The organism is Novosphingobium sp. BL-A-41-Hi4B-X5A, assembly GCF_055521705.1.
This window is the reverse complement of the sequence record NZ_CM145500.1, coordinates 113,188-133,082: the sequence shown is the minus strand read 5'-3', so window position 1 is coordinate 133,082 and position 19,895 is coordinate 113,188. Positions and strand designations below refer to the sequence as shown.

15 protein-coding genes are annotated in these 19,895 nt (G+C 63.7%); 7 read left to right on the top strand and 8 right to left on the bottom strand.

The features are described from left to right. Positions 1 to 58: 58 nt before the first annotated feature. Positions 59 to 463 (bottom strand): C-glycoside deglycosidase beta subunit domain-containing protein, encoded by a 405-nt coding sequence (locus ACZ1JY_RS00615; RefSeq protein WP_118074251.1) that lies wholly within the window; start codon positions 461 to 463, stop codon positions 59 to 61. Continuing rightward, the gene (locus ACZ1JY_RS00610) at positions 456 to 1,373 is read right to left on the bottom strand and encodes a sugar phosphate isomerase/epimerase family protein (RefSeq protein WP_465130017.1); all 918 of its coding nucleotides are present in this window, start codon (positions 1,371 to 1,373) and stop codon (positions 456 to 458) included. Before ACZ1JY_RS00610 ends, ACZ1JY_RS00615 begins: the two co-directional genes overlap by 8 nt. Positions 1,374 to 1,482: 109 nt before the next feature. Between ACZ1JY_RS00610 and ACZ1JY_RS00605 the strand changes: the two genes are divergently transcribed. After that, the gene (locus ACZ1JY_RS00605; RefSeq protein ID WP_240344712.1) at positions 1,483 to 2,133 is read left to right on the top strand and encodes a TetR/AcrR family transcriptional regulator; all 651 of its coding nucleotides are present in this window, start codon (positions 1,483 to 1,485) and stop codon (positions 2,131 to 2,133) included. 17 nt (positions 2,134 to 2,150) lie between these two features. Here ACZ1JY_RS00605 and ACZ1JY_RS00600 read toward each other — a convergent pair whose 3' ends face one another. Beyond that, positions 2,151 to 2,663: a ferritin-like domain-containing protein gene (locus tag ACZ1JY_RS00600; RefSeq protein ID WP_465130016.1), complete on the bottom strand. Its 513-nt coding sequence runs from the start codon at positions 2,661 to 2,663 to the stop codon at positions 2,151 to 2,153. A gap of 156 nt (positions 2,664 to 2,819) precedes the next feature. Continuing rightward, positions 2,820 to 3,632 carry a ferredoxin--NADP reductase gene (locus ACZ1JY_RS00595; protein WP_465130015.1) on the bottom strand — a complete coding sequence of 271 codons (813 nt, stop codon included), beginning with the start codon at positions 3,630 to 3,632 and terminating at the stop codon, positions 2,820 to 2,822. Positions 3,633 to 4,058: 426 nt separating this feature from the next. On the opposite strand from ACZ1JY_RS00595, the gene sucC reads away from it, so the two are divergent. Continuing rightward, positions 4,059 to 5,258, top strand: coding sequence for an ADP-forming succinate--CoA ligase subunit beta (gene sucC / locus ACZ1JY_RS00590; RefSeq protein ID WP_465130014.1), 1,200 nt, complete (start codon positions 4,059 to 4,061; stop codon positions 5,256 to 5,258). Then, positions 5,258 to 6,148, top strand: a complete 891-nt coding sequence (gene sucD / locus ACZ1JY_RS00585) for a succinate--CoA ligase subunit alpha (RefSeq protein ID WP_118074255.1) — start codon at positions 5,258 to 5,260, stop codon at positions 6,146 to 6,148. The genes sucC and sucD overlap by 1 nt, the downstream gene beginning before the upstream one ends. 63 nt (positions 6,149 to 6,211) lie before the next feature. Here sucD and ACZ1JY_RS00580 read toward each other — a convergent pair whose 3' ends face one another. The 3 genes from ACZ1JY_RS00580 to ACZ1JY_RS00570 all read right to left on the bottom strand — a co-directional run bounded on the left by ACZ1JY_RS00580 (position 6,212) and on the right by ACZ1JY_RS00570 (position 10,256). Continuing rightward, the gene (locus ACZ1JY_RS00580) at positions 6,212 to 6,397 is read right to left on the bottom strand and encodes a hypothetical protein (protein WP_118074256.1); all 186 of its coding nucleotides are present in this window, start codon (positions 6,395 to 6,397) and stop codon (positions 6,212 to 6,214) included. A 191-nt stretch (positions 6,398 to 6,588) separates the two neighbouring features. Then, positions 6,589 to 7,956: an alkaline phosphatase family protein gene (locus ACZ1JY_RS00575; RefSeq protein WP_465130934.1), complete on the bottom strand. Its 1,368-nt coding sequence runs from the start codon at positions 7,954 to 7,956 to the stop codon at positions 6,589 to 6,591. A 2-nt stretch (positions 7,957 to 7,958) separates the two neighbouring features. Continuing rightward, positions 7,959 to 10,256 carry a TonB-dependent receptor gene (locus tag ACZ1JY_RS00570; protein WP_465130013.1) on the bottom strand — a complete coding sequence of 766 codons (2,298 nt, stop codon included), beginning with the start codon at positions 10,254 to 10,256 and terminating at the stop codon, positions 7,959 to 7,961. Positions 10,257 to 10,433: 177 nt separating this feature from the next. On the opposite strand from ACZ1JY_RS00570, the gene ACZ1JY_RS00565 reads away from it, so the two are divergent. From ACZ1JY_RS00565 to ACZ1JY_RS00550, 4 genes are all read left to right on the top strand, one after another. Then, entirely contained in the window at positions 10,434 to 12,593 is a 2,160-nt protein-coding gene (locus ACZ1JY_RS00565; RefSeq protein WP_465130933.1) for an RNA degradosome polyphosphate kinase, read from the top strand. Then, on the top strand, positions 12,594 to 14,045 hold the full coding sequence (locus ACZ1JY_RS00560; RefSeq protein WP_465130012.1) for a Ppx/GppA phosphatase family protein: 1,452 nt from the start codon (positions 12,594 to 12,596) through the stop codon (positions 14,043 to 14,045). It begins immediately after the preceding gene. 164 nt (positions 14,046 to 14,209) lie between these two features. Next, on the top strand, positions 14,210 to 17,008 hold the full coding sequence (locus tag ACZ1JY_RS00555; protein WP_465130011.1) for a TonB-dependent receptor: 2,799 nt from the start codon (positions 14,210 to 14,212) through the stop codon (positions 17,006 to 17,008). Beyond that, a complete protein-coding gene (locus ACZ1JY_RS00550) occupies positions 17,008 to 18,087 on the top strand; it encodes a phytase (protein ID WP_465130010.1) in 1,080 nt (359 codons plus the stop codon). Before ACZ1JY_RS00555 ends, ACZ1JY_RS00550 begins: the two co-directional genes overlap by 1 nt. A 42-nt stretch (positions 18,088 to 18,129) precedes the next feature. Here the strand turns inward: ACZ1JY_RS00550 and ACZ1JY_RS00545 are convergent, their stop codons facing one another. After that, a complete protein-coding gene (locus ACZ1JY_RS00545; RefSeq protein ID WP_465130009.1) occupies positions 18,130 to 19,821 on the bottom strand; it encodes an MFS transporter in 1,692 nt (563 codons plus the stop codon). Positions 19,822 to 19,895 lie beyond the last annotated feature (74 nt).

Genomic DNA, 19,895 nt, shown 5'->3' with positions numbered 1-19,895 from the left:
GATGAGACTGTTGCCCCGCCGGCCCGCGCGCCCGGCGTCTTGCCCTGAGCGGCGCTCGTCAGGGCAGGATGATCGTCGCGTGGCGTTCGTTGCGGACGATGGCGGGCTGGAATTCGGGCGGGAAATAGGGGTGGCGGTAGCGGATCGCGCTGCCGACGAGATGAACCCCGCGCGTCAGGCCGCCTTCCTTCGGGACGACCACGGTGAAGTAGTCGCCCACGTAGAGGCGCGTCTGCGTCGCTTCGTTCAGCTCCTCGCGGGTGTAGGCCTTTTCGCCAAGGCGGAACAGGTTGCCCTCGGCCGGATAGACCACTCCGTCGACGGTGATGTCCACGCCTTCGATCAGGCTCAACCGCGAGGAGCGGTAGTTGGCCTGACGGATGCGCACCTCGAAGCCGGTGCGGGCGCCCTCGGGCCCCACGTTGCGGAAGCCGGTGCTCTGGATATGGCTGCGCTCAAGCATTGGCCGTCTCCATGTTGGCGGCGTCGTATTCTTCTTCGAGCTTGCGGATCAGCGCGTGCTGGCGGCGCACCTGCTCGATCGCCACCCACGGGTCGCGCTTGCCCTCGTATTCGCTCGAAAGATAACCGGCGTAGCCCAGCTTCTTGAGCATCGGCACGATGCGCTCCCACGGGATCTGGTGGTCGTGCAGATTCTCGTCGATGTTGTGGAACTTCGCCTGTATGAACGGCACGTACTGGATCACGTCGGCCAGATGCTCGACCGGCGTGTTGATGCCGTTGAGGAAGCTCAGCGCGCCCTTCTTGATCTCGTCGGTGATGCCGCCGCCCCAGTGATCGATCGGACGATCCTGGAAGATGCCGGTGTCGATCATCAGACCGAAGTTCTTCGTGCCAGTACGCTCGATGAACTCCACATAGGCATCGGTGACGGGATGGCGGATCGGCGTCGGCGAATGGATCTCGGGCAGGATCACCAGATCGAGCTGGTGCGCCAGATCGAGATTGCGCTCGACCGCGCCTTCCCAGATCGGGTCGGGCGTCAGGTCATGATCAATAACGCCGAACTTGGGCCGGATAAACTTGAAGCCCAGCTTGTGCGCCAGACGCAGATCCTGCGCGATCTGCGCCGCGCCCTCTTCGACACTCATGTTACGATCAAGCTGGATGCGGGTGTCGACCCAGCAGGCGAAGTTCGTCGGCTCGAGCTGGTAGCGCTCAAGCTTGGCAAACCAGGCGTCGATCCACGCAACCGGGGGCTCCGGATAGAGTGGCACGCTCGTCTCGCCGAGGATTTCGATGCCGGTGGAACCCGTGTCGGCAACGTGATCGAACGCATCGTCGAGCGTCATCACCGTGCCGAAGTCGTCGGTATAGCTGTACAGCGATACGCCGTACTTGAAGCTGCTCACGCCAACCTCTCCTGCTGCGGCGGCGTCCGGATTGACGCTATTGATCACCGCTTATTAAAGCGCCTATTAATCGATGATCAATAGAAGCGCAAGAGGGTGTGCAAGCGCCTTGCGCATTGCCGCCAAACCAAGCAAAGCTGCAGAAATGACGGGGAACACAGCGATACGGGAACGGCGAGGCAAGCCTTCGCACCGCGATGATCTACGCAGCGAGCTTCTCGCCGCCGCTTTTTCGTTCGTGGCGCGGGAGGGCCATGAGGGGTTGTCGATTCGCAAGCTGGCCGAAGAGATCGGCGTTTCCCCGGGCGCGCCGTATCACCATTTCCCGGATCGGCGGGCGCTGCTCGTTGCGGTTGCCCTCGAAGGCTATCGTCGGCTGTTTGCCGAAACCGAGCAAGCCGTCGCAAAGGCGCCAGAGGACGTGCTCTTCGCCAACTTGCTGCACTTCATCCGGTTTGCCGCCGCAAATCCGAACATGTTCGCGCTGATGTATGAAAGCGAACTGGTTCGCCCGCAGCTTGCGCCTGAGCTCGCTCCCCAACAGGAGGTGGGCTTCCAGATGCTCCGCCGCGAGGTCACGCGCGCCACGGGGCACCTGTCCGAGCGTGAACGCAGCCTGCGCATCGCCACGATCTGGAGCGCCATTTTCGGCTTTGCTCTGCAGACCAACCGGGCGATGCTGCGCGGCCACCCGGAGGAGCCAATGCCGGACGAACTCGCTCCCGAGATCGTCCGGCAGGCACTTAGGCTGATGGCCTGAGTTGAAAGGCTTTTGGCTTAGCCACCAAGTCCATGCTTCAGGGCGCTCATCTGGTCGTGCCCCTCGCGGACCGAACCCCAGGCCTCGTTGACGGCCTGGCTTGCGATTGCTGAAAGGTCGGCATTGTTCATCGCGGTTTCGAACTTCTCCTTGAGATAGTCCTCGCCGCGCTCGACCTCGTTGATGATTGCCTTGTCATCGCGGCCCATCACCGCTGCCTTGAGATCCACGAACGCGCGGTGGATGGAACCCATCGTCGAGCTGTCATCCTCGGGCTTGCCACCAAGCTGGCCGACCGCGGCCTGCAGCCTGGTGACAACCGACTGACGCTCGCGCGCCCGGTCGAGAAACATGCGCCGGTACTGCTCGTTGTCGAGGTCCTCGGCCGACTTCTGGTAGCCCTCGACACTGTCGAGCAAGGTGGCAATCAACGTGTTGAGAACGGTGACATCGCCGTCGGGATCGCCGCCGGTCGCAGTCGTTCCGTTCATGGCAGATGAGGTGGTGTAGTTGGGGTTGCTCGAATCCATCTGGAGCTCTCCATGCAAGGGGTCTGTGCTCCAAACGGTCAGCGCGCCCTGCAGGGTCCAGTCATTTCAATTGGTTGAGTACCATCATAACCTACGCGCGAGGCAGACCGTCGATTTTTCATTCTTCTTGCCGGTGCGCACATACCGCGCGAATACCTAACCGACGAACGCCCTCTCGATCACGAAGTCCGCAGGCCGCGAATTGGACCCTTCAGCGAAGCCGCGCTCTTCCAGCATCGCCGTCAGCCCCTTGATCATTGCCATGCTGCCGCAAAGCATGACACGATCTGTCGCCGGGTCCAGCGCCGCGGGGCCTTGCAGCCCGTCGAACAGCCGGCCGTTTTCGATCAGGTGCGGAATGCGCCCCTTGGTGTGGAACTCCTCGCGGGTCACCGTCGGCACATAGATCAATTGCAGCAGGGCCTGGTCCTGCACCAGCGGATCGCCTGCCAGATGGCCCTCAAGCTCTTCGCGATAGGCAAGGTCGGAAACGTCGCGCACGCAGTGGACTACGACGATCTGCCCGAAGCGCTCGTAAATCTCGGGATCGCGAACCAGCGACAGGAATGGTGCAAGTCCGGTACCGGTGGCGAACAGGAAAAGTCGCTTTCCCGGAGTAAGCGCATCGGCAACCAGCGTGCCCGTAGGCTTGCGCCCCAGCAGCACCGGATCGCCGATCTCGCAATGCTGCAGGCGTGACGTCAGAGGGCCATCGGGCACCTTGATCGACAGGAACTCGAGCTCCTCGCCCCAGGCCGGGCTGGCGATCGAATAGGCGCGCAGCAGCGGCTTGCCCTCGATCGGCAGGCCGACCATCACGAACTCGCCGGAGCGGAAGCGGAACGATGCAGGCCGCGTGATCGTGAAGCTGAAGAGGTGCGCATTCCAGTGGCGGACCGACTGGATCGTCTCGACGGTAAGCGTATTGGATTGGCCGAGCGCTGCCAGCGCCGCCTTGCGATCGCTCATCATGGAAAGCATCCCCGTATCGGAGGGGCAGGGTCTGCAGTTTGTCCTGCAGGAAAATACGTCCCTGATCTTTCCATAAACCACGAATCGCTGGCCAGAGGCGATATGGTCTTTCGTGCAGGTAACGTAACGTAAGCGGCCAATGCCGCAGTGCGGGATAGTTGCAAATCGGAGATTCGCAAGTTTGCGGAATTGCATTTGACACGCCATCCGCCGGAATGCACGGAGGCTGCGCGGAAGGCCGCTCGGCTAACCTGTTCTGTCGGAAATTCCGTACCAACGGAGAGGTCCGACCAGCCAGATGGCTGCAAGTGCAGGATGGTGAGCGCACCTTCACGAACTTTGCACCAGTCTGAAAGGGCAGCGGTCTTCGTGTCCCCTGAACGCTGGTGGTCGATATGGCGCTCGGCGCCAAGGAGATGTTGAATGAACGTCCATGAGTACCAGGCGAAGGAACTGCTTGCGAAGTTTGGTGTCGGCATTCCGGCGGGGATTGCGGCGCTGACGGTTGAGGAAGCGGTTGCTGCGGCCAAGCAGCTTCCCGGGCCGCTTTATGTCGTGAAAGCGCAGATCCATGCGGGCGGTCGCGGCAAGGGCAAGTTCAAGGAACTCCCCGCTGATGCCAAGGGCGGCGTGCGCCTGGCCAAGAGCATCGAGGAAGTCGAAGCCTTTGCCAAGGAGATGCTCGGCAACACCCTCGTCACGGTGCAGACCGGCGAGGCGGGCAAGCAGGTCAACCGCCTCTACATCACCGATGGCGTTGATATCGCGAAGGAATACTACCTGTCGATGGTGGTTGACCGCGCAACGAGCCGCGTCGCCATGATCGTCTCGACCGAGGGCGGCATGGACATCGAAGAAGTCGCTCACTCGACGCCGGAAAAGATCGCCACGATCACGATCGATCCGGCCGAAGGCTTCATGCCGCACCACGGCCGCGCTGTCGGCTATGCGCTCAAGCTCACCGGCGATCTCAACAAGCAGGCCGGCAAGATCGCCGAGCAGCTCTACAACGCCTTCGTCGCGCTGGATTGCGACATGCTCGAGATCAACCCGCTGGTGGAAACCAAGGACGGTAACCTCCTCGTCCTCGACACCAAGATGAGCTTCGATTCGAACTCGCTCTACCGCCACCCCGACGTGATGGCGCTGCGCGACGAGACCGAGGAAGACCCGGCCGAGATCGAAGCGAGCAAGTACGACCTTGCCTACATCAAGCTCGACGGCAACATCGGCTGCATGGTCAACGGCGCCGGCCTTGCCATGGCGACGATGGACATCATCAAGCTCAACGGCGAATTCCCGGCCAACTTCCTCGACGTAGGCGGCGGCGCGACGACCGAGAAGGTCACCGCGGCGTTCAAGATCATCCTCAAGGACCCGGCGGTGAAGGGCATTCTCGTCAACATCTTCGGCGGGATCATGAAGTGCGACATCATCGCCGATGGCATCGTCGCCGCGGCCAAGGAAGTGAACCTGCAGGTTCCCCTCGTCGTCCGCCTCGAAGGCACCAACGTCCAGCAGGGCAAGGACATCCTCGCCAATTCGGGCCTGCCCATCGTCCCCGCAAACGACCTTGGCGATGCCGCCAAGAAGATCGTCGCTGAAGTCCGGAAGGTCGCATAATGTCCATTCTCGTCGACAAGAACACCAAGGTCATCACGCAGGGGATGACCGGCAAGACCGGCAGCTTCCACACGCAGGCGGCGCTTGATTACGGCACGCAGATGGTTGGCGGCGTGACGCCCGGCAAGGGCGGCACCACGCACATCGGCCTGCCGCAGTTCGACACCGTGGCAGAGGCCAAGGCGGTGACCGGCGCAACCGCTTCGTGCGTCTATGTGCCGCCTTCGGGCTGCGCCGACGCCATCCTCGAGGCGATCGATGCCGAGATGGAGCTGATCGTGGCGATCACCGAGGGCGTTCCCGTGCTCGACATGGTCAAGGTCAAGCGCGCGCTGTCGGGTTCGAAGAGCCGCCTGATCGGTCCGAACTGCCCCGGCGTGCTCACGCCCAACCAGTGCAAGATCGGCATCATGCCGGGTTCGATCTTCAAGGAAGGCTCGGTCGGCGTGGTCTCGCGCTCGGGCACGCTGACTTATGAAGCGGTGTTCCAGACCTCGGCCATCGGCCTCGGCCAGACCACGGCTGTCGGCATCGGCGGCGACCCGGTCAACGGCACCAACTTCATCGACGTGCTCGAACTGTTCCTGGCCGACGAGGCGACCAAGTCGATCATCATGATCGGCGAGATCGGCGGCGACGCCGAGGAGCAGGCCGCGCAGTTCCTGATCGACGAGGCCAAGCGTGGCCGCAAGAAGCCGATGGCCGGCTTCATCGCGGGCCGCACCGCGCCTCCGGGCCGCCGCATGGGCCACGCCGGCGCCATCGTCTCGGGCGGCAAGGGCGACGCCGAAAGCAAGATCGCGGCGATGGAAGCCGCCGGCATCAAGGTCTCCGCCTCGCCCAGCCTGCTGGGCGAGACGCTGGCCGAAGTGCTGAAGGAAAGGGTGTAAACCCAAAGCCTTGGCTTGAGAATTTGAGAGCCCCTGCGAAAGCGGGGGCTCTTTTTTCATGCCTCAGGAAGTGCGCCGAAGTGCGCCTTCGGCTTCTGACCGGAATGGCAGGTCCTCGTAAGCCGGGGTGAAACCAAGCCTGCGATAGAGTTCGGGACGGAGGTAGGGAAAGGCGTCGCCGGCGTCTTCGTGGACGCGGGCGCATTCGCCCAGGAAGCTGTCGATCGTGCGAAAGAGGCCGCGTTTCATGGGTTACCATTGGTTGGCGGGGATGCGCGCCGGACCTTTGCAGCGGCACCGCTGATTCGCGCTAACGCATTCGATATTCGTCAAATTTCAGCAACACAGGCGCCAACCGGGAGTTTTCCAACTCCATGGCAACTCACCCGCAACTCTCCGAGGCAGAGGCGCAACTCTCCCCGGAGAATGCAGAACTGCGCCTACCCGCCGATCTTGAGGGCGGGAACCTGCGCATCGGGCAGCTTCGCCCCCATCACCTCTGCCAGCGTGGGAGCGATCGCGCGCATGTCGATCTCACCCAGGCTGCGCCCCCTTGCCACGCCCTTCCCCATCAGGAGGAAGGTCGAGCGCATCTCAGGCATGGCCGGGAAGTAGCCGTGCATGCCCTTGTAGCGTGAAGGCTTTGCCAGCGGCGCATCAGCCGCAAAATTCCCCGCCAGTGCGCCGGGCTTGAGATCGACGTAGAAGCTTGCCTGCGGATTGCCGCCGAGCCTGGCGATCTCCGCCTTGCCGATGACCTTGGCGATCTTCGCCTGCGGATCGGCGGCAAGCTTTTCCAGCAATGCGCCGACGAGGCCGATGAGCGCGGCATCATCCGGGCGGGCGAGGACGACTGCAATGGAGCCGCCCGAGGGCCAAGGCATCGCGTCCCATGACGCGACCTTGCCATCGGCGCCGAGCCGGATCAGCCCGGCTTCGATGAACGGGCGGAACAGGTTCACTTCGGTGTCGGTGGCGACGAAGCCGTGGTCGCTTACCAAGGCGATCGTGGCATCGGGCCGCGCGGCGAGTTCGGCGCTGACAAGCTTGCCAACTGCAGTGTCGAGACGTTCGAGTACGGCGTTGGCTTCGGCGCTGCCGGGGCCGTGGAGGTGCTCCTCATGGTCGAGCGCGGCGAGGTACACCGTAAGGAAATCGGGCTTCTTCGTCTCGATCAGGCGGACGGCGAACTTTGTGCGGTTCTCGTCGGCGTCGACGCCTTCGTCGATGCCGTCGGCATAGGCGCCGCAATCGTGTTCGAGTTCATCATAGAGGCCATCGGTGGCGAGCGCGCGGATCAGCTTGCGATCATCGCCGTGGCCCGAGCGCCAGATCTGCGGCATGTTCCAGGTGAGCGATTTGACGCCGACGCTGACCGGCCAGTGGACGTTGGCGGTGCTGAGGCCCGCCGCCCTCGCCGCATCCCACAGCGTTGGCGCACTAATGTCCTGCGCATACCAGTACCAGCCACCGTAGTTGACCTGCCTGGGATCGAAGGTGGTGTTGCTGACGATCCCGTGCCTGGCCGGGGCGACGCCAGTGATCAGCGTGGTGTGGCTGGGATAAGTGACGGTGGGCAGATTGCCCATGACGCCAGTGGCATAGGCCCCTTCCTTCAGAAACCGGCGCAAGTTCGGCACCTTGAGACCGCGCTTTTCCGCTTCCAGCACGTCGCCGGGACGCAGTCCGTCGATCGAGATCAGCAGGACAGGCTTGCCCGCTTCTTGGGCCTTGGCGACGACAGGCGCCGTGCTGCCCAGCAGCACGACGCCCGCAATCACGGCCTTTGCGGTTGAAAGGCCGCGCATCATCAGAAGCCCGCCTTGAGCGTGACGAAGACCTGCCGTGGCGCGCCCGCGAGCAGGGTCTGGTTGTCACCGCTGAAGCCGAAGCCGTTGGAGCCGATGGTGGCCACATAGCGCTTGTCGAACAGGTTCACCGCATTGATTTGCAGTTCGATTGGCTGGCGCTGGCCGATGTCCACGCGATAGCCAATCGTGGCATCGACGAGCGCGCGGCCCGGCACCGACTGGTCGTTCAGGTAGGTGAAGTAACGCTTCGACATCCAGTTTACCCCGACCCGACCGAACACGGTGTCACTGTCATAGGACAGTTCGCCGCGCAGGAGGTGCTTGGGAGTATCTACCACGGTCTTGCCCTTGGTGGGACGGATCGTGGTAACGCCGCCTGCGGTGATGACGACGTCATCGCGATAGGTGGTATCGTTGTAGCTATAGGAAGCGAAGGCGCCGAAGCCGCCGGGCAACTTCACGTCCACCGCCGCTTCGATGCCGAGCGCGCGGACCGAGCCGACGTTCTGCAGGGCGTTGGTGGCTCCGACGATGCCGAGCGAAGTGGGGATGACCAGCAGGCGATCGCGGAAATCGACATAGTAGCCAGCGAGCGAGGCGTTCACGATACCGGTGTTGTACCGCAAGCCTGCCTCGTAGGTGTCCGAGCTTTCCGGCTTGATCGTGTTCTTGATCGCATCGAAGCCAGCCTGCGTTGACGAGAACGGGCCGCTGGTGGTGGAAGCCTGATAGGCGCGCGTCACCTGCGTGAAGCCCGCAAAGGCTTCGAGACCGTTGCCGAACTTGTAGTTCAGGCCGACATGCGGCTGGAACCAGTCCTCGACCTTGAGGTCACCGGTAGCGCGGCTGTTGGTGTTGACCAGCGCAAAAGCGTTGGTGTCGACCGAGTAGCCCTTCCAGCCGAGGTTCACCTTGAGATCGCCAAGGTCGATGTCATCCGACACGTAGTACTGCAGCGTGTCGGTTTCGAACGCGATGGACCACTGCGTGAAGAACGGGTTGCGCTGGAAATCGAGGTGATCGCGGCCCGGATTGGTGCGGCTTTCATAGCCATAGAAGCGGCGCGACTGGATGAAGTCGTTCTTTTCGTACCAACCGCCGACGAGAAGCTTGTTGAAGCCGAGTTCGCCCGTCCACGAGGCAAACACGCCCGTGCGCTTGATGTCGTATTCGGTCGTGCGGATCGACATCGGCACGCCCGAGGGGCTGGCCAGATACGGCGTGCCCCAGGTGCCCTGCCCGTCGTTCTCATGGTAATAGCCCTTGATCGCGAACTTGCCGGTATCGCCGGTCTGGATGGTCAGGCCAAGTGCGGCGAGCGTATCCTTGCGCAGGCCCGAAGCATCGTAATAGGCATCATCGGCGATGACGAACGGCGACGGATAGGTCGTGCCAGCAGCGGGGTTGGTCGGCGTGACGCCGCTGTAGCCCGTATTTGCGGCAATATCGGCAATGTTGATGGCTTCGGCATAGCGCGAGGGGCCGAAGTTGTCCCAGTCATAGCCGAGACGATCGATCATCTCGAGGCTGAGATCCTGATAGTCCTGCTCGGCGCGGTCGGAATAGCTGATGTAGCCATCGAGATCGACGGTTTCGCCCAGCGGCAGCACGGCCTTGGCGTTGGCCATGAAAGTGCGCTGCTTGCCATCGCCCTTCCACTTCTTGCCATCCTGATACTGGACCGATGCATAGCCGCGCGCGCCGTCTGCCGTTCCCAGCGCGACACGGGCGAAACCGCGGTATGTTTCCGCCGAACCGTAGGATGCCGAAACGTCGGCACCGAGCACGTCCTTGGGATCGACCGAGAAGAATTCAAGCGTACCGCCGAGGTTGTTGGTCGACTGCGCGGCGATGGAGCCGGAACCCTGGCTGACGCGCGTGACGCCGATGTTTTCAGGGCTGATCGCGCGGCTGATGTGCAGGCCATTGGCGTTGCCATAGGACATGTCGCCCAGCGGAATGCCATCGAGGTTGAAGCCGAGCTGGTTCTGGCTGAAGCCGCGGATGGTGACGCGGGTCGACCATTCATAGTTGCCGAAAGCGTCGGCCGACTGGAAGTTGACCGAGGGCAGCTTTTCGATGGCCTTCAAGGGGCTGGTGCCCGAGGCGAGGATGGTCAGCTCTTGCGTGGAGAGTTCCTGCACCTGGCGGGTCTGGCCCGAGCCGAGGACGACGATCTCGGCATTGGCAGAGTCCGCAGCCATGGCGGCTTCAGCGGCAGGCGCAACTTCTTCCGCAGCAAAGGCAGGAGCAGCGATGAGCGAAGTGCTGGCAAGCAGCACGGCGACGATACGCATGGTGTTATCCCTCATAGACCACATCGGTGTGGCGAGGGCCTGCTAGGCGCGCGCTGTTGCAGGATGATGGAGATTCGGCGTCAGATCAGCGACATCTGCGTGACGATTGGTTGACAGCAATCATCCGGAACAGGACTGTCACGGGACTGTAACGCGAGATGCGCAATGGCTCTGGTAATGTCGGCAGGGGAAATTCCAACGCACATCGAAGGCTTGCCGCCCGTGCAGGAGCGGTTCTTCAATCGCGAGCTGAGCTGGCTGGCCTTCAACCGCCGCGTGCTGGCCGAGGCGATCAACCCGGATTACCCTCTGCTGGAGCGGCTGCGGTTCCTTTCGATCAGCGGCAGCAACCTTGACGAGTTCATGATGGTTCGCGTGGCGGGAATCGCCGCGCAGGTGCGCCGCCAGATCGACGAGCTTTCGATCGACGGGCAGACCCCGCAGCAGCAGCTGGGCGCGCTGCTCGATGCGGTGAAGAACCTGATCGACGCGCAGCAGGACGTGCTGGCCGATCTCAAGGACGAACTGGCCGATGCCGGCATTCGCATCATCGACAACGATGCCCTGAACAAGGGCGAAGCCGAGTGGCTGCGCGACTATTTCGAGGAGCACGTGGTTCCGGTGCTGACGCCACAGGCGATCGATCCGGCGCACCCCTTCCCCTTCATCGCCAATCAGGGCACCGGAATCCTGTTCCAGCTGCAGCGCACCGCCGACGGCGCGGCGGTGACGGAAATGATCCTGATCCCGCCTGCTCTGCCTCGCTTCGTCCGTCTGCCGGGTAGCCGGGCTTCGTGGATGGGGATCGAGGAACTGGTGCGGCGCCATGCGACGCTGCTGTTTCCCGGCTTCAAGATCCTGGGCGACGGCACGTTCCGCGTGCTGCGCGACAGTGACATCGAAGTGGAGGAAGACGCCGAGGACCTCGTCCGCTACTTCCGTACTGCGATCCAGCGGCGGCGGCGCGGCAAGGTGATCCTGCTGCACTTGCAGGAAAACTTCGATGCCGCTGCCGAAAAACTGCTGCGCGAGCAATTGCGGCTCGATCATGCGCTGGTGATCAAGAGCCGGGGCCTGCTGGCGATCAGCGGGCTTTCTGCGGTGATCGAGGAGGACCGGCAGGATCTGAAGTTCGATCCCTACAACCCGCGCTACCCCGAACGCATTCTCGAACATGACGGTGATTGCTTCTCTGCCATCCGCGAGAAGGATCTGGTGATCCACCACCCTTACGAGAGCTTCGAGGTGGTGATCGACTTCCTGCGGCAGGCTGCGGCCGATCCCGACGTGGTGGCGATCAAGCAGACGCTCTATCGCGCCGGGAAACAGTCCGCCGTGATCGCAGCGCTGATCGCGGCGGCAGAGGCCGGCAAGTCAGTGACGGCAGTGGTCGAACTCAAGGCCCGCTTCGACGAGGAGCAGAACCTGATGTGGGCCGCGCAGCTTGAACGCGCGGGCGTTCAGGTGATCTACGGCTTCGTCGACTGGAAGACTCACGCCAAGGTGAGCATGGTGGTGCGGCGTGAAGGTGGCGGATATCGCACCTACTGCCACTTCGGCACCGGCAACTATCATCCGGTCACCGCGCGCATCTATACCGACCTGTCATTCTTCACTGCCGACCCGCGCATGGGCCGTGATGCCGGGCAGCTGTTCAACTTCGTCACCGGCTATGTCGAGCCCAAGCAGACCGAACTGCTGGCGATCAGTCCGATCAACCTGCGCGAGCGGCTGTACGAATGCATCGAGCGTGAAGTCACGCTGGCGCGCAAGGGCCGTCCCGCCACGATCTGGGCCAAGCTCAACCAGTTGACCGACCCTGACCTGATCGACCGACTCTATCTTGCCAGCATGGCGGGCGTGGAGATCCGGCTGGTGGTGCGCGGGATCTGCTGCCTCAAGCCTGGCGTGCCGGGGCTTTCGGAGACGATCGAGGTGAAGTCGATCATCGGGCGGTTCCTTGAGCACAGCCGCATCTGGGCTTTCGGCAACGGGTCCAACCTGCCCAACAAGCGGGCGCGGGTGTTCATCTCCTCGGCCGACGGGATGAGCCGCAACATGGGACGGCGGGTGGAAGTGCTGGTGCCGGTCAAGAACCCGACGGTGCACGATCAGATCCTCGACCAGGTGATGCTGGCCAACCTGCTGGATACCGAACAGAGCTGGGAACTGGGACCGGACGGCGAGTACGAGCGGTTCGAGAAGGGCGACCCCTCGTTCAACCTCCACGGCTATTTCATGACCAACCCGTCGCTTTCCGGGCGTGGTGCAGCGCTTTCCAAGGGAAGAAAGGTTCCAAAGCTTGCGTTGCGGCGCGGCGCGGCTAACCGTGGCTGAGTGAAGGCTCAAACCACCATCTACGATTGGGCGCAATCGCGCGCGATCATCGACATCGGCTCCAACACCGTGCGGCTGGTGGTCTATGGCGGGCCGCCGCGTGCTCCCGTGACGCTGCTCAATGAGAAGGTGACAGCCAAGCTTGGCAAGCATGTGGCCGAGACGGGCCGGCTTTCCGACAAGGCGGTGGACAGCGTGCTGGCGGCGCTGCGGCGCTACAAGGCGCTGATCGATCTGGCGCAAGTGCCGCGCGTCGACGTGGTGGCGACGGCGGCGGCGCGCGATGCGACCAACGGGCCGGAGTTTCTGGCGCGCATTCGCGAGATCGGCTTTGAACCGCGATTGCTCTCGGGCGTCGAGGAAGCCGAGACCAGCGCGACGGGCGTGCTTGGTGCCTTTCCGGGGGCCTCGGGCATCGTCGGGGACCTCGGCGGCGGCAGTCTCGAACTGGTCGATATTGCCGATGGCGGGACGAGCCATGGGGTGAGCCTGCCGCTGGGCTCGCTACGCCTGCCGCCGTTGCGGGCGCGGGGCGACCGGGTGTTCGTGCGCGAAATCAGCCGAATGCTGGCGGGGGCGGATTGGGTCGCCGAGCCTGAGGCGACGCTCTACCTCGTCGGCGGATCGATGCGCGCGCTGGGCCGCGCAATGATGGTGCAGCTGGGCTGGCCTTTGGACGATACGCACGGCTTTGCGCTCGATGCCGCCAAGGCGCTGGAGCTGGCCAAGCGGTTTGCGCGGCGGGGGCAGGCGCTGCGGCAGATCGATGGCGTTTCGGCGAGCCGCGCGGCGAGCATTCCCGACGCGGCGGCATTGCTGGCGGTGCTGCTGCAGAAGCTGGAGCCAAAGGGCATCGTGTTCTCGTCATGGGGCCTGCGCGAGGGCGTGCTGTTCGGGTCGCTGCCCGACGCGGCGCAGCGCGAGGACCCGTTGCTTGCCGGTGTCAGCGCCTTCGTGGAGCCAATGGGCGTCGATGCGGCGCTGGTCGAGGCGACGGTGGCGGCGATAAAGGAGGTTGCGCCGCTGGCGGAGACTCCGGTCGGGCGGGCGGCGGTGATGCTGTGCCTGGCTGCGGGCCGGGTCGAGCCCAACCTGCGGCGTGAGCTGCCGACGGAATGGGGCCTGCAGAAGCGCTGGGTGGGCGTGGACAACGCCGGGCGCGCCGCGCTGGCCAGCGCCTTGCGCGCGAGCCTTGGCAAGGGCGGTGCCGGCCAGGTGCCATGGAGCGCCCTCGCCTCGCAGGACCTGCTGTTCGAGGCGCGGACGCTGGGCCATGCGGCGCGGTTGTGCCGACGCCTGAGCGCGGGATCGGCGCGGGTGCTCGGCCAGGTGCGGCTGCGGGCCAAGGGCGACACAATCGTGATCGACAGCCCCGACCCCAACCTTGTCGGCGACAGCGCGGCGCGCGACCTGCGCGAGCTGGTGCAGCACTGCAGCACGCCTGCCGCCTGACATTTGCGTAACAGTTTGTCGCGTGTGACCGGACCACGCGCCCGACTTTCCGCAATTGTTACGGCTGTTTGAAACGCATTCTTCATTCTGCCTTCGAACTGTCGCGTGACCGTCAAACGCAGTGCCTAGGGGCTCCCCCAGCCAAGTCATTCAGGGGGCTTACCATGACATCTGTGTTTTCCGCGGCGCGCAGCCGCACTCTGCTTCGTGCGATGCTGCTGGGTTCGGTTGCCGCGCTCGCTGCCACGCCAGCCTTTGCCGAAGACCTCGCCGCGGAAGAGAGCGCCGAGGCGCCGATCGTGGTTACGGGCGAACGTCCCATCGCCGAATCCGAAGCCGCCGCGCTCGATGTGCAGAAGAAGTCGGATTCGCTGGTAACGGTGCTGTCATCCGATGGCGTCGGCCGCCTGCCCGACCAGAACATCGCGCAAGCCACCAGCCGCCTGCCGGGCGTTGCCATCGAGCGCGACCAGGGCCAGGCGCGTTATGTCTCGCTGCGCGGTGCGCCCAACTATTGGACTACGCTGAGCTTCGACGGGATCAACGTGGTCAGCCCCGAGGGCCGCGATGCGCGGTTCGATTCGATCCCCTCGGCAATTGCCAAGCAGGTCATCGTTTCAAAGGCGGTGACGGCGGACATGCCGGGCGAGACGGTTTCGGGTAACGTCAACGTCATCACCCGCTCGGCCTTCGACTTCGCCGGGCTGCACGTTCAGGGCAAGGCCGGGATCGGTTACGCCGAGCTGGGCGACCGGCGCGAGTACGAAGGATCGCTGGTCGTTTCCGATCGCTTCAAGGCGGGTGACGGCGAGATCGGCGTGCTGCTTTCGGGCAGCTTCTTCGAACGCAACATGATCACCGACAATTTCGAGATCGACTGGGAGCGCGTTTCGCAGGACCAGCGCCCCGGCAATGGCACCCGCTTCTGGGCGCGCGAGACCGAGAACAAGCTCTATCGCCTGCGCCGCCGCAACTGGTCGGTCTCTGGCCGGATGGACTGGAAGCCCGACAGCCAGAACACGATTTCGCTGCGCTCGGTCTACACGATCTTCACCGACGACGAAGCGCGCGACAACTACATCTTCGACATGGATGACAAGCAGGGCGATCTTTCGAACAGCTCGGCCGCCTGCCCGACTACGGTCAACACCACGCCGACCACCACCGGCTATGCCGACGTCTGCATCGGCAATACGCCGCTCAAGGGCACGGTATACGGCATCGACATCAACCAGCGCTCCACCCTGCGCGCGTTCCGCCAGTCGATCTTCACCAACACGCTGGAAGGCACCCACGAGTTCGGCGAAGGCTGGAAGGTGAACTGGCTGGGCAACTATACCGAGTCCAAGGACGACCGGTCGGTGGTGGGCGAAGCGCGCTGGAACAGCCCTTCCACCCGCTCTGCCCGCCCGACCGTGGCCTATGACTTCACCAACCCGCTGCGCAACACGCCGCTGCTGTTCACGACTGTGCAGCTTTCCAGCCCGACGCGCTACACTGCCGGGACTGCCGTCAGCGCAATCGACACGTTCACCAAGCCACTGGCCGAGCTTCGCCTGCTTGACGCGGTGGACACGACCAAGGCCTATACCGGCCGCCTGATCGTGGCCAAGGACACCAGCTTCTTGGGTGGTGATGCCACATTCAAGCTGGGCTTCCAGTTCGACCAGCGCACCAAGGTGGTGGACGAAAGCCAGATCTCGCTGACGGCGGCGGGCGACTTCGCCAAGATCGGCATCCCCACCGACTACAACCAGTTCTCGCTGGATCAGGCGTTCCTCGGCAAGATCCCGATGGGCTACACCTTCCGCTATTTCGATACCGACAAGATGCGCCAGTATGCCGACGCCGCGCGCGCCAATTTTACCTTCACGCCCAATACCGCGAACATCTATGACGTGCGCGAGCAGGTCTTTGCCGGTTTCGCCATGGGCACGCTGCGCTATGACTGGGGTTCGGTGGTCGGCGGGGTTCGCGTCGAGCATGTGAAGAACCGCGGCATTGCCGAGGCCAATATTGCCGGGACCACAGGTCTGGTCACCGCCGAGGCGAGCCAGACCCTCGCCTTCCCCAGCCTGCACGTGAATTACGACCTGGCCGAGGACAAGAAGCTCAGGCTCTCGTTCAACAGCGGTGCGGCGCGCGCAGATTATGACCAGATCCGCCCGAACGTGACGGTGAATGACGCCAACCTGACCATTTCCGGCGGCAATCCCGGCGTGAAGCCCGAGCGTGCCTATGGCGTGGACGCCTATTTCGAATGGTACGTTCGTCCTCAGGGCTACCTGATGGCTGGTGCGTTCTACAAGAAGGTTGAGGACGTGCTCTATTCTCAGCGCCGGACCTTCAATTCGGATGTCCTGAACACCAACGGCGTGGACCGTTCGCAGTACACCTTCACGGGCATAACCAATGGTGGCGATGGCCGCATCTTCGGTTTTGAAGTGGCAGCGCAGCTTCAGCTCGAACCGTGGACCGAAAGCCTTGGCCTGCCGGACTTCATGGGCGGCTTCGGCGTCAGTGCGAACCTGACCTATAACGACAGCGAAGTGACCAAGCCTGCAGTGGGTGACGTCCCCGCCCGCAAGGTCCGCCTGCCCGGCACTTCGGACTGGGTCTACAACCTCGGTGCCTACTACGAGAAGTACGGCCTTTCGCTGCGCCTGCAGTACCAGCGCCGCAGCACCTGGCTTGATGGCTATGCCGATGACCTGACCGACGCTGGCGACACTTATTGGGCGGCTGACGACGAGCTCGACTTCTCGGCGCGCTATGCGGTGACGAAGAACTTCGAAGTCTATTTCGATGCCTCGAACCTGCTCAACAAGCCGGGCCGCCGCTATTCCGAGCCGGGCAACCTGCTGACGGCAACCGGCACGCCGACACCCGCCACCAACATCTACACCATCGAATACGAACGCTTCGGCCGTCGCTATGCGGCGGGTGTGCGGATCAACTTCTGATGGTTGCCCTGCCCAGGTTCGTCACGGCAGGATCGGGGGCATTGCTCCCGGTCCTGTTCCTCTCTGCTTGCGCCAGCGTGGCGGAGTTCCCGCGGCCATTCTATCCGGCGGTGGACATCGCCGCGACGGGCGAAACCGAGCCAGTCGGGTCCGCCAATGCCGACGCCGCCGACGACCCGGCGATCTGGCGCAATCCTGCCGATCCCGCGGCCAGCCTGATCGTCGGCACCGACAAGAAGGCCGGGCTCTATGTCTATGGGCTGGACGGCAAGGTGCGCGATTTCGTGGCGGCGGGCGCGCTCAACAATGTCGACTTGCGCGAGGTGCGGCCCGGCTTCGTGCTCGTGGCGGCAAGCGACCGCAGTGACTTGGCTGAACCGAAGATCGCGCTGTTCCGGCTGGATGGCGCGACGGGCAGGCTGACCAGTCTTGGCACGCTGGCGTTTCTGGACGCTGGCCATGCTCCCGCCGAGGCCTATGGCTTCTGCATGGGCAAGGCTCTGGCGGCAGGCGAACTGGCGCGGGCCTATGTCGTGCTGAAGGATGGCACGGTGGCCGAAAGCGCGCTGGAAGAGGCTGGCCGCACGATCACGGCGCGGCACTTGCGCTCGGTCCGTTTCCGCACCCAGTCCGAGGGTTGCGTGGTCGATGATCGGACGGGCCAGCTCTATGTCGCCGAGGAAGATGTCGGCATCTGGCGGGTGGATCTGCGCAGCGCGGTGCTGCGGGCCGAAGCCTTTGCCATAGTGGGCGCGGAAAAGGGGCTGGCAGCCGATGTCGAAGGGCTGGCGCTGGCACCCGAAGGGCGGGATGGCGGCATGCTCGTGGCATCGAGCCAGGGCGACAACGCCTATGCGCTGTTCGACCTGGGCACAGCCGCACCGAAAGGACGCTTCCGCATCATCGCGGGGCAGTTCGGCGCAACCAGCGATACCGACGGGATCGAACTGCTGCCGGGCGACTTTGGCCCGGCCTTCCCTGCTGGCCTGTTCGTCGCGCAGGATGGCGATAATGCGCCACGCGCGCAGAACTTCAAGCTGGTGTCGTGGCAGACGATATTAGACAGGCTCGAGCGGTAGTCGGCGTTTGGGGGCCTTGCCTGAAGGCCCCCTGACGCAGGGCTATTCGTCGATACTGCGCTCGTAGGTTTCCGGCAGGAATATGAGGCCGATCACGCAAGTGGCAGCGGCGACGATGACCGGGTACCAGAAGCCGTAGTAGATATCCCCGTTGGCCGCGACCATGGCAAAGCCGATGGCCGGCAGCAGGCCGCCGAGCCAGCCATTGCCGATGTGGTATGGCAGGCTCATCGAGGTGTAGCGGATGCGGCTGGGGAACAGTTCCACCAGCATTGCCGCGATCGGGCCGTAGACCATTGTCACCAGCAGCACGAGGTAGAACAGGATGGCCACGACCAGCGGCCTGTCGATCTCGTCCGGGTTGGCTTTGCCGAGGTAGCCGACAGTCGCCAGGTCGCTGGTCACCTGCGCGGCAAAAGCGGCGATAGCCGCCTTCCTTTCCTCGCCCGAAAGCCGGGCCGGATCGGGGGCGACCACGGTGGTCGCGCCAATCTGGATCGAGGCAAGGGTTCCGGCGGGCGCGGCGACGTTCTCGTAGTTCACCGCGGCCTTGGCGAGGGCGTTCTTGACGATGTCGCAACTGGTGCCGTCAAACTTGTTGGCGCCGACGGGATCGAACTGCGAGGAGCATTCGGCAGCGTCGGCCAGGACCTTGACCGGTGCGTTTGCCTGCGCGCGGGCGAGCGCGGGGTTGGCCGCTGCGGTAAGCGCCTTGAACGCGGGGAACATCGTCAGCGCCGCCAGCGCGCAGCCTGCCAGGATGATCTTCTTGCGACCGATCTTGTCCGAGAGCCAGCCGAAGAACAGGAAGAACGGCGTGGCGCAGGCCAGCGCGATGATGATCAGGGTATTGGCCGTCAGACCATCGACCTTGAGCATCTTTTCGAGGAAATACATCGCGTAGAGCTGGCCGGTGTACCAGACCACCGCCTGCCCGGCGATGGCGCCGAAGAACGCGATCAGCACGATCCTCAGGTTCTTCCATTCGCCGAAGGCTTCGGACAGCGGGCGCTTGGACGAGGTGCCTTCTGCCTTCATCTTCTGGAACACGGGCGATTCATGCAATTTCAGGCGCAGCCACAGCCCGATGCCCAGGAACAGGCCTGACAGCAGGTAAGGGACGCGCCAGCCCCAGTCCTTGAAGGCCTCCTCGCCAACGCCGGTGACGGGCGAGCGTACGAGGATGACGATCAGCAGCGCCATGGCCAGCCCCGCCGTGGCGGTGATCTGGATCCAGCTGGTATAGAGCCCGCGCTTCCCTTCGGGCGCGTGTTCGGCAACGTAAGTCGCCGCGCCGCCATATTCGCCGCCCAAGGCAAGGCCCTGGAACATGCGCAGCACGACCAGCATGATCGGCGCGGCGACGCCGACGCTTTCATACGTCGGCAGGCAACCGACGAGGAAGGTCGACAGGCCCATGACCAGCAGCGTGACGATGAACGTGTAGCGCCTTCCGACCATGTCGCCGATGCGGCCAAACACCAGCGCGCCGAACGGGCGGACGATAAAGCCCGCGGCAAACACCAGCAGCGCCATGATGAAAGACGTCGTCTCGTTGAGGCCGGTCAGGAACTTGGCGGCGATGATCGCGGTGAGGAGGCCGTAGAGGTAGAAATCGTACCACTCGAACACCGTGCCGAGCGATGAGGCGGTGATGATCAGTTTCTCGCTGTGCGTGGCCTCGTGATGCTTCGGCAAGGCCTGGATATCATCGCGGGTTTCCAAGTGCGGCATCCTCGTTCTTTGTTCTTGTCGACTCCCTGATACGGTCTTTGACGGCAAATCCGAACGGAATCCTGCGACCGCAG

Bases quoted from the DNA above. Each gene is read 5' to 3' on its own strand.
- ACZ1JY_RS00615 (WP_118074251.1), bottom strand. From the start codon at position 463: ATGCTTGAGCGCAGCCATATCCAGAGCACCGGCTTCCGCAACGTGGGG.
- ACZ1JY_RS00600 (WP_465130016.1), bottom strand. From the start codon at position 2,663: ATGGATTCGAGCAACCCCAACTACACCACCTCATCTGCCATGAACGGA.
- ACZ1JY_RS00595 (WP_465130015.1), bottom strand. From the start codon at position 3,632: ATGAGCGATCGCAAGGCGGCGCTGGCAGCGCTCGGCCAATCCAATACG.
- sucC (WP_465130014.1), top strand. From the start codon at position 4,059: ATGAACGTCCATGAGTACCAGGCGAAGGAACTGCTTGCGAAGTTTGGT.
- sucD (WP_118074255.1), top strand. From the start codon at position 5,258: ATGTCCATTCTCGTCGACAAGAACACCAAGGTCATCACGCAGGGGATG.
- ACZ1JY_RS00580 (WP_118074256.1), bottom strand. From the start codon at position 6,397: ATGAAACGCGGCCTCTTTCGCACGATCGACAGCTTCCTGGGCGAATGC.
- ACZ1JY_RS00575 (WP_465130934.1), bottom strand. From the start codon at position 7,956: ATGCGCGGCCTTTCAACCGCAAAGGCCGTGATTGCGGGCGTCGTGCTG.
- ACZ1JY_RS00570 (WP_465130013.1), bottom strand. From the start codon at position 10,256: ATGCGTATCGTCGCCGTGCTGCTTGCCAGCACTTCGCTCATCGCTGCT.
- ACZ1JY_RS00565 (WP_465130933.1), top strand. From the start codon at position 10,434: ATGTCGGCAGGGGAAATTCCAACGCACATCGAAGGCTTGCCGCCCGTG.
- ACZ1JY_RS00555 (WP_465130011.1), top strand. From the start codon at position 14,210: ATGACATCTGTGTTTTCCGCGGCGCGCAGCCGCACTCTGCTTCGTGCG.
- ACZ1JY_RS00550 (WP_465130010.1), top strand. From the start codon at position 17,008: ATGGTTGCCCTGCCCAGGTTCGTCACGGCAGGATCGGGGGCATTGCTC.
- ACZ1JY_RS00545 (WP_465130009.1), bottom strand. From the start codon at position 19,821: ATGCCGCACTTGGAAACCCGCGATGATATCCAGGCCTTGCCGAAGCAT.